The following is a 14,239-nucleotide window of genomic DNA, read 5'->3' as shown; positions in this document are numbered from 1 at the left end:
TCCTCAGCCGAAGCGGCCGGTGATGTAGTCCTGCGTGCGCCGATCGGTCGGCGAGGTAAAGATCTTGCTGGTGTCGTCGAACTCGATCAGCTCGCCGAGATACATGAAGGCGGTCTTGTCGGAGACGCGTGCCGCCTGCTGCATGTTGTGGGTGACGATCGCGATCGTGTAGTTCTCGGACAATTCCTGAATCAGCTCCTCGACCTTGGCGGTCGAGATCGGATCGAGCGCCGAGCAGGGCTCGTCGAACAGAATCACCTCGGGCCGCACCGCGACCGTGCGGGCGATGCAGAGGCGCTGCTGCTGGCCGCCGGAGAGCGACAGCCCGGAGGCGTTGAGCTTGTCCTTGACCTCGTTCCAGAGCGCGCCGCCCCGCAGCGCCTTCTCGACACGGCCGTCCATCTCCGACTTCGAGATCTTCTCATAGAGGCGGATGCCGAAGGCGATGTTCTCGTAGATCGTCATCGGGAACGGCGTCGGCTTCTGGAACACCATGCCGACCCGCGCGCGCAGCAGATTGAGGTCGAGCTTGGTGTCGAGGATGTTGGTCTGGTCGAGCATGAGCTGACCGGTGGCACGCTGGCCCGGATAGAGATCGTACATCCGGTTGAAGATGCGCAGCAGGGTCGACTTGCCGCAGCCCGACGGGCCGATGAACGCCGTGACGCGGTTGGTGCCGAGCGCCAGGTTGATGTTCTTCAGCGCATGGTGCTCGCCGTAATAGAAATTGAGATTGCGCACCGTCACCTTGGCCGGCGCCTCGGGCAGCGTTGGCGTCTGGGGAAGCCCGCCGGCCGCGCTCATTGATACGGAAAGATCACTCATTTTGCGGTCCTCTCGGCGCCAAGGATGCGCGCGCCAATGTTAAGGGCAAGCACGGTCAGGGTGATGAGCAGCGCCCCGCTCCAGGCCAGCTGCTTCCAGTAAGCGTAGGGGCTCTGCACGAAGTTGTTGATGGTGACCGGCAGGTTCGCCATCGTCTTGTTCAGGCTGAGGCTGAAGAACTGGTTCGACAGCGCGGTGAAGAGCAGCGGCGCGGTTTCACCGGCGACGCGGGCGGTTGCGAGCAGCACGCCGGTGATGAGGCCGGAGCGCGCAGCGCGATAGGCGATGCGCTTGATCACCAGCGAGCGCGGCAGGCCGAGCGCGGAGGCCGCCTCGCGCAGCGCGTTCGGCACCAGGAGCAGCATGTCCTCGGTCGTGCGCAGCACCACCGGGATCACGATGACGGCGAGCGCCAGTGCGCCCGCGATTGCCGAGAAGCCGCGCATCGGCACCACCACGGCGCCATAGATAAACAGGCCGATGATGATCGAGGGCGCCGACAAGAGGATGTCGTTGATGAAGCGGATCACCGAGGTCAGCTTGTCGTTGCGGCCGTACTCGGCGAGATAGGTGCCGGCGAACATGCCGAGCGGCGCGCCGATGCCGACGCCGAGCACCGTCATGATCAGCGAGCCGACGATGGCGTTGAGCAGGCCGCCCTCGGTCGAGCCGGGCGGCGGCGTGTTCTCAGTAAAGAGCTGGACGTTGAGACCGGCCAGGCCGTTGTAAAGCAGCGTGATCAGGATCAGCGCGAGCCAGGTGACGCCGAAGGCGGCGGCGGCGATGCAGAGCCCGCGGACGACGATGTCCTTGCGGCGGCGGCGTGAATAGATCGGGTTCATGGCGTCAATTCCCCGCCTTCTTTTCCAGCCGCATCAGCATCAGCCGCGCTGCCGCGAGCACGAAGAACGTCAGTACGAACAGCAGCAGGCCGAGCAGGATCAGGCCGGACTGGTGCAGGCCGTCGCTCTCGGCGAACTCGCTGGCGATCGCCGCCGAGATCGTGGTGCCCGGCGCGAAGATCGACGACGAGATGCGGAACGAGTTGCCGATGATGAAGGTCACCGCCATGGTCTCGCCGAGCGCGCGTCCCAGCGCCAGCATGACGCCGCCGATGACGCCGACGCGGGTGTAGGGGATGACCACGCTGCGGACGACTTCCCAGGTGGTGCAGCCGACGCCGTAAGCCGCCTCTTTCAGCACCGGCGGCACGGTCTTGAATACGTCGACCGAGATCGAGGTGATGAAGGGCAGCACCATGATGGCGAGGATCAGCGCGGCGTTGAACAGGCTGAGATAGGACGGCGGACCGGCGAAGATCGCACCCAGCACGGGGATGCCGTCGAATATCTTGATCATGAAGGGCTGGAAGGTGTTGGCCAGGAACGGGCCCAGCACAAAGAAACCCCACATGCCGTAGATGATCGAGGGGATGCCGGCGAGCAGCTCGATCGCCATGCCGATCGGACGGCGCAGCCATTGCGGGCAGAGCTCGGTCAGGAAGATTGCAATGCCCAGACCGACCGGAATCGCGATCAGCATCGCGATGAAGGAGGTGACGAGCGTGCCGTACATCGGCCCGAGCGCGCCGAGCACGGGCGGATCGGCCGATGGCGCCCAGCGCTGCGTCCACAGGAACGCCAGGCCGTATTCCTTCATCGCCGGGAAGGCGCCGACGATCAGCGAGATGATGATGCCGCCGAGGATCAGCAGCACGGATATCGCGCTCAGCCGCGTGATCCAGTAGAACGTGACGTCGCCGAGCTTGAACGCGCTCAAGGCCTTGGCGCGATCATACGGTCCGGCGTCGTCGATTGCATCGCTCTGAACGGCCATCTCTGCCACGCCGATCCCCTGTACCAAAATCATATACGCTTGTTGTGGGTCTCGCGCCCCGGATGCGGCGCAGCGCGAGCGGTGCGGCGCTGGTCCGGGGCCGAATTATTGTGGTCCGCAATGCAGCCGCTTGAGGCTGCATTGCGCTTGGAGAGAAGAGCTTAGCTCTTGATCTCGGCAGCCCAGGTCTTCTCGATCAGGGTCACGACGCCCTCGGGCATCGGGATGTAGTCGAGCTCTTCAGCCGCCTTGCCGCCGTTCTTGAAGGCCCAGCGGAAGAACTTGATGGCTTCCTGCGAGGATGCCTTGTCGGTGGCGTCCTTGTGCATGAGGATGAAGGTCGCCGCCGTGATCGGCCAGGACTTGTCGCCAGGCTGGTCGGTCAGGATGACGTAGTAGCCCGGAGCCTTGGCCCAATCGGCGTTGGAGGCGGCCGCCTGGAAGGCTGCGACCGTCGGCTGCACCGTCTTGCCAGACTTGTTGACGAGGCCGGTGTAGGTCAGCTTGTTCTGCTTGGCATAGGCATACTCGACATAACCGATCGAGTTCTTGGTCTGGCCGATGTTGCCCGACACGCCCTCGTTGCCCTTGGCGCCGACGCCGACCGGCCACTCGACCGCGGTACCCTCACCGACCTTGCTCTTCCAGTCCGCGCTGGCCTTGGAGAGGTAGTTGGTGAAGTTGAAGGTGGTGCCCGAACCGTCCGAGCGGCGCACGACGGTGATCGCGTCCGACGGCAGCTTCACGTTCGGATTGAGCTTCTTGATCGCAGCGTCATCCCACTTGGTGATCTTGCCGAGATAGATGTTGGCCAGCGTCTCGCCGTCGAACACCATCTCGCCCGGCTTCACGCCCTCGAGGTTGACGACAGGAACGATGGCGCCCATCACCATCGGCCACTGGACGAGACCGTCCTTCTCGAGCTGCTCGGCCTTGAGCGGCGCGTCGCTGGCGCCGAAGGTCACGGTCTTGGCCTGGATCTGCTTGATGCCACCGCCGGAACCGATCGACTGGTAGTTCAGACCGTTGCCGGTCTCCTTCTTGTAGGCATCAGCCCACTTCGAATAGATCGGGAACGGGAACGTTGCACCTGCACCCGTAATGTCGGCAGCGAAAGCCGACGTCGATGCGGCGACCAAGCCAGCAGCGACTATAGTTTTGAGGAAATTCATGCTGGTCTCCATACAGGGGAGCGAAGCGCCATCCGCGCCCGATCGCGCTCCCCGTGCCGCCCCTTTAGGAGCAGTCGGCTGTGCTTTTACGAAGGTTTCATGACAGTCGGATGACAGCATCAAGCGATTGAAATCGCTTGGATTTCAGGCCGGAACCGCAGGCTTCCCCTGGGGAAAACAGGCGGTGAAAGTGGCGCCCTGTTTGGGCACGCTTTCGATCAAAAGCCGGCCGCGATGGCGGTTAAGGATATGTTTCACCAGCGATAATCCGAGTCCGGTTCCGCCCTGCGATCGGCTGTCGCCGACGTCAACCCGGTAGAACCGCTCGGTCAGCCGCGGCAGGTGCTCAGGCGCGATGCCAGGCCCGAAATCGCGCACCATGACGCGGATTTCCTGAGTTCCATCAGTCGCCGTTGCCCCGGTCAGCGACACGATGACGCGTCCGCCCGAAGCGCCGTATTTGAGCGCATTCTCGATCAGGTTCTCGAACAGGCGGAGCAGTTCCTCGCGGTCGCCCGCGATCATCACCGGCGCCTCCGGCAGGTGGGTCTCGACTTCGACCTGGCGTTCCCGCGCCAGGGGTTCGAGACCGTCGGCGACCTGGAAAATGATCGGCAGCAGGTCTACCAGGGTGTCAGGCCGCACATGCGCCGACAGTTCGACCCGCGACAGCGACAGCAGATCGTCGATCAGGCGCGCCATGCGGGTCGCCTGGTTGTGCATGATGCCGAGGAAGCGCTCGCGCGCCTTGGGATCGTCCTTGGCCTGGCCCTGGAGCGTATCGATGAAGCCCGAGAGCGCGGCGAGCGGTGTGCGCAGTTCATGGCTGGCATTGGCGACGAAATCGGCGCGCATCTCCTCGACCCGGCGCAGCGGCGTCTGGTCGTGGAAGGTCATCAGCATGCATTTGTCGGCGCCGCCGAAAGTGGTCGGCACCGGCACCGGCGTGATTGTCAGCTCCATCCAGCGGTCGACAGGCACATGGTCGAGATAGGTCGTGCGACGCGGCTCAGTGGTCGCGATCGACTCGCGTAGCGCCATGATGATCTCGGGCGAGCGCAGCGCGAACTGGGCGAGCTCGTTCCTGCGCAGCGCCGGCGCGAGCTGGGCGGCGGCGGCATTGAGATGGATGACGCGGCCGGCACGGTCGAGCAGCACGGCGGGATCCGGCATGCCGGCAACCACCGCGGCCACCGCGGCGCTCTCGACCGGATTGACGCGGCGGGTGTCCTCGCGCGAGGCAGCGGTATCATGCAGCCGCCAAGGGATCAGCGCCGCGGCCGCGATGCAGAGGAACACCGTCGCCGCCCGCATCACCGACAATTCGCCAAGCGACACCACCACCGACAGCGCCAGCGCCGCGGCGATCAGGATGATGGTCGAGTGCCGCAGCCGGTCGGACCAGGGCTGGGCGGAGGGAGAAGATGGGGCGTCGATCGCCATCGGGGCGGGCTTCTCCTCAAGGATTACGCCGATCAGGCGCCGCTGTCGCTGCGCTCTCTCACATAGGCGGCTTCGGGCGCCGGCCCGGGGTCGAGCTTGAGCGCCGCCTGTTGCAGACGCTTCGATCGGGCGCCGATTATAACTTCGCGAAACGTCAGCAAGATTACAGATATGACGAACGGGGAAAGATAGTAGAGGACCCGGAACAGGAGCATGCCGCCCAGCAGTTCCTCGCGGTCCATCTGCCAGAGGCCGACCAGCATGGCGGCGTCGAACACGCCGAGCCCGCCGGGCGAATGGCTGGCGAAGCCGAGCAGCGTCGCCGAGACGAAGATCACCGCCACCACGACGAAGCCGAGATTGGGCTCGTCCGGGACCAGCACGTACATGGCCAGTGCACAGAAGCCGAGATCGATGATGCCGATCGCGATCTGGAGCAGCGTCAGCGGGCCGCCCGGCAGCACCACGGTCCAGGGGCCGCGTCCGACCACCCGCGGCTGGGTCCAGACCCAGACCACATAAGCCACCAGCCCCACGATGATCATCATCGCGAACGTCCGGTTCAGCCAGGGCGGAAGCTGGTCGATCGAGGTGGCCGCCTCCGGATGGTAGGAGATGCCAAGGCCCAGCACGGCGGCGTTGCCGAGCCAGAAGGTCAGACCGGCGAGGAAGCAGATCTTGGCGACATCGATCGCGTTCAGGCCGTGGGCCGAATAGATGCGGTAGCGCACGGCACCGCCAGTGAAGACGCTGGCACCGACATTGTGGCCGATCGAGTAGCTGGTGAAGGCCGCGAGCGCGTTGATCCGATAGGGCACGTGGGCGTGGCCGATCGCGCGCACGGCGAACAGGTCGTAGAAGGTCAGGGTGAAATAGCCCGCAGCCACGAACAGCGCCGCCATTCCAATCTGGCTCGGCTCGGTGCTCTTGATCGCTTCGATCACCTCGTTGAAGTTGATGCCGCGCAGCATGTGGTAGAGCACATAGCAAGCGATACCGATGACCGCGACGCTGATCACAACTCCAAGCTTATGCAGGATTTGCTTCTGGCGCAGAAACGACATCGCCCTGCGTATGGCTTCCAGCATCTAGACCTCGAACAACGCTTCAGCGGCCAGGGTGGCCGGCGAACAGGCGGACGACGCACAGGCACTCAACGAACCCTCGCCGCCGGCTCCGGCATCGCGCATGCCCCCCGTCCCTCCACTAGCGCGTTTTCGGGCGGAGTGGAATTCGACAATGTGAACAAAAACACGTGCCTTCAATATTTTAGGCAGGTTTGCGAGCTCAAGATGCACGGTTTGGCGCTTTCGACGGCAAGGCTGACACGAATCTCCATGGTGATCCTGCGCAGGGGCCATGAAGTTTTGATGATTTCGGCCGCGCAATGTTCCGTCACGCCTTAAGCCGACGTCAATCTATGGGCCGCACCGGCCTGTTGAAAGAGGGGCGATCCGGTCGTTCCTGACGGATTTTCCGATGCGCCGAAGGGGCGCGGAGGCTCCCCAACCCCAGCCTCCCGCAAGCGCAGGGGAAGCGCTTATGAAGAGAACGCGGTGGGACGGTCTCTTTGTGGCCATCCTTCGAGACGCCCGCCTTGAGCGGGCTCCTCAGGATGAGGCCTCGTTTTGCGGCGAAGTCTTAGATCTTCATGGTGAGCCCGCCAAAAGCGGCATCTCGAACCATGAAGGCCGAGCATTGCCGCACGGGCGGCAATGGATGACACCTCCGGCGTTTCGCCCTCCGCTCAAGCCGCAAGCTGCGGACGCACCGCTTCGATGCCGGCGATCCAGCCGGCGACGGAGCGGCCGATCGCCTCAGGGTGATCCTCCTGGAGAAAATGCAATCCGGCTCCCAGGCGAACGAGCGCGCAATGCGTCAGCGAGGCCGCGAAGCGCTCGGCGAACTCCGGCGCGACGAGCGCCCCGGGCTCGCCCGTGAACAGCAGTTTTGGATAGGAGGATGTGGCCAGCGCCGCATGGGCGGATTGCAGCGTCGAATAGACATCGGTGGGCTCGCCTGCGATCGGCAGTTCGCGGGGAAATGCAAGAACGGGACGGCGGCTCTCAGGCGTCGGAAACGGCGTGCGATAGGGTGCCATCTCCTCGTCGCCGAGCTTGCGGACGATTCCACCGGGCAGCACACGCTCGACGAACGCATTCGCCTCGAGGATCATTGCCTCGCCCTCGCCCGGCGTCCTGAACTTGCGAAAGACCGCCCTCGCCGCCTCGGCATGGTCTTGCTCCTCCGCGACCTCGGTATGGTGGAAATCCTGCCAGGTCGGCATCGGACGGATGAATTCCATGAAGGCCAGTCCGCGCACGAAATCCGGCCGGCGCGCGGCGAGATGAAATGCGAGCGCCGTGCCCCAGTCCTGCGCGACGAGATAGGCGGATTTGATGCCGCGCTGTTCGATGAATGCGTCGAGATATCGGACGTGGTCGAAGAAGCGGTAGCCGATATCGGGCTTGCCGGATTGGCCGAAGCCGATGAGGTCGGGCGCGACGCAACGCGCAACCGGTGACACCAAAGGCAGGATGTTGCGCCAAATGTGCGAAGAGGTCGGATTGCCGTGCAGGAACAGCGCAACCGGTGCATCATCCGCACCCGTCTCGCGATAAGCCATTGTGCTTCCCAGGACGGGCGCGTTGCGGATCTCGATCTCGGCTTGCTTGGTCATGTCGGCTCCCTGAACACGGTTTGAAAGGCGATGGTCTTGAAACGTTCGAGCGCTTTCGGATTGCGGTCGACCTTCATGCGCAGGATCGCCCCCTGCCAGGACGCGAGCAGGAAGTCGGCAAGCTCCTCAGGCTCGAAATCTGAAGCGATCTCGCCATGCGTCTGGGCCTCTGCGATGCAGGCCGCGAACGGCACGCGCCATTCGGCAAAGATCTCTGTGAGACGAGCGCGCAGCATTTCGCTGCTGCCGGTCGCCTCCAGGCTGAGATCGCCGATCAGGCAGCCGCGGCCATAGCCGTCGGCCTCAAGCCGGCCGGTGATGATGTCCAGGTAACGCTTGAGGCGCGCGCGCGGCGTCAGCGAGGTATCTTCGAGCGCCTCTGCGACGAGCCCCCTTGTGACGTCGAAGTAGCGGTCGAGCACCTCGGAGGCGAACGCCTCCTTGGAGCGAAAATGGTTGGTGAAGGAGCCCTGCGGTGCGCCCGCCGCAGCAGTGACGTCGCGCACGCTGGTACCGTGATAGCCGGTGCGGAACATGACCCTGAGGCCGGCGTCGAGGATGGCGTCTTTGAGGGAGGGCTTTGGCATAAGCGATATAATACGTACGTACGTATTATAGTCAAGCGAACTTTCGCCGCTGGGCAATTTGCTTGCCGATCAAGCCGTTATGGCGATGACGGACAGAAGTTGGCCTGCAAGCGGTCCCGAGACTTAGGCGGCCGGCATGTTCCGCGAGACCACCCGGTCGCGCAGCCACGCGCCGATGGTGCATCCGACCAGATAGCAGGCGAACATGATCAGCCCGAGGTCGAGCCAGTAGCCGAAGCGGCCCGGAACGACATGTGCGAACGAGGCCGCGACGAGGCCTGCGACGAGCACCGCCAGCCAGCGCGCGGTCACCTTCGAGGTGCCGTTGCCGCGCTGGACCACCGAAATCCAGCCCATCGCCAGCCCCAACAGCAGCGAACCCATCAGCCAGCCCAAATGAAACGAGACGAGATAGAGCATCGTCACCTCACCAGAAATTCGATGCGACGGTTCTGCGCCTTGCCGTCATCTGTCTCGTTGCCGGCGACGGGCTGAGTGCTGCCATAGCCGACCGCGGTGAAGCGGTTGGCGGGCAGGCCGGCCTTGACCAGATAGTCGATCACAGCCTGCGCGCGCTTCTCGGAGAGTGCCTGGTTGAAGGCGTCCTCGCCATCGGAATCGGTGTGGCCCGCGACCTCGATATTGGTGGTGGGGCAGCGCAGCGCCGTCTCGATGAGATGGTCGAGAATGCCGGCAGAGTCGGGATCGATATCGGCGCGCTTGGGCTCGAAGCGGATCTTGCCCTTGGCCAGCAGCTCCGAGAACAATTGCTGGCAGACGGTGCCATCGACAGGCCCCGCCGCAGGCTTCACCGTGATCTCGGGCTTGTACTGCCAGGTCTTTGAAAAGTCCTTGCCGAGACCTGCGCGGATGTCGTTCGCCGCACCTTCGTACAGCGCATCGCCCGACAATTTCACCTCGCGATCGGACACGACGAGCGTGCCCGTCGACAGCCGCGACAGCGCGCTGAGCGCGGCGAGCACTGTCGTGTTGAAGGCGCTGGGGGCACCGATGCTGGCCTTGAGATTGTCGACGACTTTCTCGTTGAAGAATTTGCGCGACGCGCTGGTGGCGATCGTCGCGTGGACATTGTTGTCGGGCACGTAGCCGGTCAGCGTCACGGTGGCTGCGACCGGATCCTTGTAGGCCTGGAAGATGTAGGGCGGCGCCTTGATGTCGTTAGCCGCGATCGAGAAACCTTCGGGCAGGTTCTTCAGCGCGGCCGCAATCGCCTCGCGGCCGCCGAGATCGCGCGCCATGCCGGATAGATTGACCTTGGTATCGGAGATCGTGATCTTGCCGTCCTTCAGCTTGCCGATCTGGTCGAGCAGCAGCATTGCAGCGGCCTCGAAGCGCGGCGGCGCGCCGCGCGCCAGGCCCATCTGATCGGCCACCTCGACGCCGCCGACCTCCTTGCGCGCCGCCTCCGTCAGCCGGGCCTTCATCGCCGGCAGCGGTGCGGAGCCCGACAGCGTCACCCGCACGACGTCACGCTCGGCGTTCCAGACGAAAGGCTTGGCCTCGGCGACCAGGCGAGTCCCGTCATCGACGAGACGCACGCCGGGAACATTTTCGACCGCCATGACCGCATCCCGCCGCCCCTCCTCGGAGAAGGCATCCGCGGCCAAGCTGACGTCGCGTCCGTCAACCGCGATCCGGGTCTTGTCCAGAACGGTGTCCTTGAGCGCGGCGGCGCTGCGCGCCGAGAGATCGGCCTCGACCGGCAAGGTGTTATTCCAGGCCGCAAATCCCCACATGACGGCCAGGGGGATCAGCCCTGGCCACCATTTGCTGGCCCACCTGAAAAGCTTTTGCATTCGACGACCCGAACTCTGGAACCGGAGACAAAACAAACCCCTGGCAGGCTGTCAAACCGGAAATGCCGCCCCTTCGAAGGCCATGTGTGAGCAATTGGAATAACTTTTTCTTCAAGGGTGTCACCCTAAGTTGAGGGCGGGATGCCCAGGGGGCGGCCAGGCGGTCATGAAACAACTCCGTAACAACGTCATCCGCGCCGGGCTGGGAGCACTCTATTTCAGCGGGGCGCACCACCTGTTGCGGCCGCTTCTGTCGGGCGTCGGCGCCATCTTCATGCTGCACCACGTGCGGCCAGCCCGTGAGGCCACGTTCCAGCCCAACCTGCATCTCGAAGTCACCCCCGACTTCCTGCGCGCCACCTTGTGCCATTTGCGCTCGCGCGAGATCGACATCGTTAGCATGGACGAACTGCACGAACGGCTGGTGCAGGGACGGTTCACCCGCCGTTTCGCCGCCTTCACCCTCGACGACGGCTATCGCGACAATCAGGACCATGCACTGCCGGTGCTGCGCGAATTTGACGCGCCCGCGACCGTCTACATCGCCAGCGATTTCGCCGAGGGCACCGGACGGCTGTGGTGGGCCGCGCTGGAGGCCGTGATCGCCAGGACCGAGCAGGTCGACGTGCAGATCGGCAACGCCGCGCTACGGCTCGACGCTACCACGCCCGCGGCAAAGCAGGCGGCATTCGACCGCCTGCACGACTGGTTGCGCGCGCTGCCGGGCGAGCACGATCTCAAGCGCGAGATCGAGGCGCTTTGCGCCAAGTACGATGTCGACATGGCGGCGCTGTGCCGCAGCCTCTGCCTGTCCTGGGACGAGATCAGGCAACTGGCCGCCGATCCGTTGGTCACGATCGGCGCGCACACCATCAGCCATTGCAATCTCGCCAGGCAGAGCGAGGAGCTCGCCGCGCAGGAGATGGCGGCGAGCCGCGTGCGGATCGAGCACGCGCTGGAGCGCCCCGTTCTGCATTTCGCCTATCCCTATGGCGACCGCGAAGCCGCCGGCGAGCGCGAATTCGCGCTGGCCGCATCCGCCGGTTTCAAGACCGCGGTGACGACGCGGCCCGGCATGCTGTTCGTCGAGAACGCCGGCCATATGACGGCGCTGCCGCGCGTCTCGCTCAACGGCAACTACCAGGACGCCCGGATCCTGCCGGTGCTGACCTCGGGAGCTGCGACCGCGATGTGGAACGGCTTTCGCAGGTTTGCTGCGGCCTAGCTTCGTTCTCCGCTGTCGTCCCGGACAAGCGTCAGCGCAGATCCGGGACCCATAGCCCCAGGGAGCGGTTATGGCACGAGCTGGTAACCGCGAGTCTTCGCCAAACTTGATCCTGTGGCTATGGGTCCCGGATCTGCACTCCGCTTCGCTGCGTATGTCCGGGACGACGAGCCGAGATTGACTCCCCTCCCCGCCCCGCTCAAAACATCGCCAACCAAAGGGAGGCATCATGTTCAACGACCTGTTCTCGCTCAAAGGCCGCGTCGCGCTCGTGACCGGCGGATCGCGCGGCATCGGCAGGATGATCGCGGCGGGGTTTCTCAGCGCAGGTGCTGCGAAGGTCTACATCACCGCGCGCAAGGCGGGACCATGCGAGGCGACCGCGAACGAGCTCTCCGCGCAATATGACGGCGAGTGCATCGCGCTGCCGATCGATATCTCGACGCTGGCCGGCGCCGAGTTGCTGGGGAGTGAGTTCACGAAGCGCGAGCCAAAACTCGACATCCTCGTCAACAATGCGGGGGCTGCCTGGGGCGCGGAGTTCGACGAGTTTCCGGAGAGCGGCTGGGACAAGGTGATGAACCTCAACGTCAAGGCACCGTTCTTTCTGACCAAGGCTCTGGCCGCGCCGCTGCGTGCGGCCGCGAGCGCAGAGCGGCCGGCGAAGGTGATCAACATCGCTTCGATCGACGGCATCTTCGTCAACCCGAGCGAAACCTATTCCTACGCGGCGAGCAAGGCCGGCCTGATCCACCTGACACGGCGGATGGCAGCTCGACTGATCAAGGAGAATATCAACGTCACGGCGATCGCACCGGGCGCGTTCAAGTCCGACATGAACCGCGCGGCGCGCGATCACGCCGACGAGGTTGCGAAACGCGTGCCTGCCCGGCGCATCGGATCAGATGAGGATATGGCTGGTATTGCGATCTATCTCGCTTCGCGCGCTGGCGACTATGTGGTCGGCACCACGATCGCTGTCGATGGCGGTGTCGCCTACGCCACCACCGGACTGGAGATCGCGGGATAGGCAGCGCCGGCCGGGGGATTAGGGAGAGCAGGCGGCGGCGCCCACACTCCGCTGTCATGCCCCGGACTAAACACTTCGCCGGTGATGACAGTCTTCGATATGGCAACCACCAGAGCGCCTCAGATGAAGTCGCTCACGACTCGATCTTCACGTACTCGAAATCGCCGGGCTTGTTGTCGATGCCGACCTTCGGCGGCGATATCCAGGAGGCGAACTGGCCGGTCTCGGTGACGGGCTGCATCAGCGAGCTGATGAAGTCGCCGTCTGCGGTCGAAGGCAGCCATTCGTCCTTGCGCCTGGCCCAGATGGCATCGTCGATCAGGATGCCGTCGGGCGTCGCGTGGACATCCTTGAACTCGCCGATGTGGCGATGGAAGGCGACGTTGGGCAGCTTGAGCTGGAAGTCGTAGCCCGCGGTCGAGATCACCTTATTCCAGCGCAGCATGCCCTTGACGCAATCCTGGCTGTAATCGTCGCGCAGGCGCATGTTGAGCGCGGTCAGCGCCGGCTCGTCGACCAGCTTGATCTCGCCATTGATGAACTTGAGCACCGGATAGGTCGCGTTCTTGAGCTGGTGATCGTCCTCGATCTGGGTCTCGTGATAGCGGCCCTTGATGCCGGTGTTGAAGGCGTTCGCCGCGTTGGTCGAGACTTCCGAGCCAAAGAGATCAAGCGACAGTGTATAGTGCAGATTCAGCTTCTTCTGGATCGTCGGCAGGTCGATGACGCCGAGCGCGCGGACCTTGGCGATGTCGGTCGGATCGGTGATGCCGGCTTCCTTCATCGCATCGCAGGTGCGCTGCACGACGCGGGTGATACCGGTCTCACCGACGAACATGTGATGGGCTTCCTCGGTCAGCATGAAGCGGCAGGTGCGCGACAAGGGATCGAAGCCCGACTGCGCCAACGAATGCAGCTGCATCTTGCCGTCGCGGTCGGTGAAGTAGGTGAACATGAAGAAGGACAACCAGTCGGGTGTCGCCTCGTTGAAGGCGCCGAGCATGCGCGGCGCGTCGGCATCGCCCGAGCGGCGGCGCAACAAATCGTCGGCTTCCTCGCGGCCGTCGCGACCGAAATATTTCTGGAGCAGATAGACCATCGCCCAGAGGTGACGGCCCTCCTCAACATTGACCTGGAACAGGTTACGCATGTCGTAGAGCGAGGGCGCGGTCTTGCCGAGGTGGCGCTGCTGCTCGACGGAAGCCGGCTCCGTATCGCCCTGGATCACGATCAGGCGGCGCAACATGGCGCGATACTCGCCCGGGACTTCCTGCCAGGCCGGCTCGCCAAAATGCTCGCCGAACGGCACGACGCGATTTTCTTCCTGCGGCGCAAGCAGAATGCCCCAGCGATAGTCGGGCATGCGCACGTAATCGAACTTGGCCCAGCCGCGCGGATCGACCGAATAGGCCGTGCGCAAGTACACCAGCGATTCCTGGAAGCCTTCCGGCCCCATGTCGCTCCACCAATCCATGTAGCCGGGATGCCAGCCTTCGAGCGCCTTCAGCACCTGGCGGTCTTCGGCGAGATTGACGTTGTTCGGAATCTTGGTCGAGTAGTCGACGTTCATGATGTTCATGTTCATGGCCGTGCTCCTTGGTCGGTCTCGTGTCCCGGACGCAGT

13 protein-coding genes are annotated in these 14,239 nt (G+C 64.1%); 2 read left to right on the top strand and 11 right to left on the bottom strand.

The genetic code is table 11. The features are described 5' to 3' along the window. Positions 1-3: 3 nt before the first annotated feature. The 10 genes from pstB to ABIB73_RS21495 all read right to left on the bottom strand — a co-directional run bounded on the left by pstB (position 4) and on the right by ABIB73_RS21495 (position 10,360). On the bottom strand, positions 4-825 hold the full coding sequence (gene pstB / locus ABIB73_RS21540) for a phosphate ABC transporter ATP-binding protein PstB (protein ID WP_354227101.1): 822 nt from the start codon (positions 823-825) through the stop codon (positions 4-6). Then, the gene (gene pstA, locus ABIB73_RS21535; protein ID WP_354227099.1) at positions 822-1,667 is read right to left on the bottom strand and encodes a phosphate ABC transporter permease PstA; all 846 of its coding nucleotides are present in this window, start codon (positions 1,665-1,667) and stop codon (positions 822-824) included. The genes pstB and pstA overlap by 4 nt, the downstream gene beginning before the upstream one ends. A gap of 4 nt (positions 1,668-1,671) precedes the next feature. Further along, positions 1,672-2,661, bottom strand: a complete 990-nt coding sequence (gene pstC / locus ABIB73_RS21530; RefSeq protein WP_354227377.1) for a phosphate ABC transporter permease subunit PstC — start codon at positions 2,659-2,661, stop codon at positions 1,672-1,674. Between the two features lie 161 nt (positions 2,662-2,822). Next, entirely contained in the window at positions 2,823-3,833 is a 1,011-nt protein-coding gene (gene pstS / locus ABIB73_RS21525; protein WP_354227097.1) for a phosphate ABC transporter substrate-binding protein PstS, read from the bottom strand. 144 nt (positions 3,834-3,977) lie between these two features. Further along, entirely contained in the window at positions 3,978-5,276 is a 1,299-nt protein-coding gene (locus tag ABIB73_RS21520; protein WP_354227095.1) for an ATP-binding protein, read from the bottom strand. A gap of 32 nt (positions 5,277-5,308) precedes the next feature. Beyond that, positions 5,309-6,364 carry a lysylphosphatidylglycerol synthase domain-containing protein gene (locus tag ABIB73_RS21515; protein WP_354227094.1) on the bottom strand — a complete coding sequence of 352 codons (1,056 nt, stop codon included), beginning with the start codon at positions 6,362-6,364 and terminating at the stop codon, positions 5,309-5,311. 659 nt (positions 6,365-7,023) lie between these two features. Further along, the gene (locus tag ABIB73_RS21510; RefSeq protein ID WP_354227092.1) at positions 7,024-7,956 is read right to left on the bottom strand and encodes a haloalkane dehalogenase; all 933 of its coding nucleotides are present in this window, start codon (positions 7,954-7,956) and stop codon (positions 7,024-7,026) included. Then, the gene (locus tag ABIB73_RS21505) at positions 7,953-8,543 is read right to left on the bottom strand and encodes a TetR/AcrR family transcriptional regulator (RefSeq protein ID WP_354227090.1); all 591 of its coding nucleotides are present in this window, start codon (positions 8,541-8,543) and stop codon (positions 7,953-7,955) included. The genes ABIB73_RS21510 and ABIB73_RS21505 overlap by 4 nt, the downstream gene beginning before the upstream one ends. A gap of 123 nt (positions 8,544-8,666) precedes the next feature. Continuing rightward, complete coding sequence (locus ABIB73_RS21500; protein ID WP_354227088.1) at positions 8,667-8,963, bottom strand: hypothetical protein; 297 nt, start codon at positions 8,961-8,963, stop codon at positions 8,667-8,669. A 2-nt stretch (positions 8,964-8,965) separates the two neighbouring features. Then, positions 8,966-10,360 (bottom strand): OmpA family protein, encoded by a 1,395-nt coding sequence (locus ABIB73_RS21495; protein ID WP_354227087.1) that lies wholly within the window; start codon positions 10,358-10,360, stop codon positions 8,966-8,968. A 166-nt stretch (positions 10,361-10,526) separates the two neighbouring features. Here ABIB73_RS21495 and ABIB73_RS21490 point away from each other — a divergent pair, with 166 nt between their 5' ends. Beyond that, positions 10,527-11,585, top strand: a complete 1,059-nt coding sequence (locus ABIB73_RS21490) for a polysaccharide deacetylase family protein (protein WP_354227085.1) — start codon at positions 10,527-10,529, stop codon at positions 11,583-11,585. A gap of 229 nt (positions 11,586-11,814) precedes the next feature. Next, positions 11,815-12,615 carry an SDR family NAD(P)-dependent oxidoreductase gene (locus tag ABIB73_RS21485; protein ID WP_354227083.1) on the top strand — a complete coding sequence of 267 codons (801 nt, stop codon included), beginning with the start codon at positions 11,815-11,817 and terminating at the stop codon, positions 12,613-12,615. A gap of 133 nt (positions 12,616-12,748) precedes the next feature. Here the strand turns inward: ABIB73_RS21485 and boxB are convergent, their stop codons facing one another. Then, positions 12,749-14,200, bottom strand: coding sequence for a benzoyl-CoA 2,3-epoxidase subunit BoxB (gene boxB, locus ABIB73_RS21480; RefSeq protein WP_354227082.1), 1,452 nt, complete (start codon positions 14,198-14,200; stop codon positions 12,749-12,751). Positions 14,201-14,239 lie beyond the last annotated feature (39 nt).

Origin of the sequence: Bradyrhizobium sp. F1.4.3 (assembly GCF_040548375.1) — a bacterium.
GTDB lineage: Bacteria > Pseudomonadota > Alphaproteobacteria > Rhizobiales > Xanthobacteraceae > Bradyrhizobium.
This window is presented reverse-complemented; position numbering and strand designations above follow the sequence as displayed.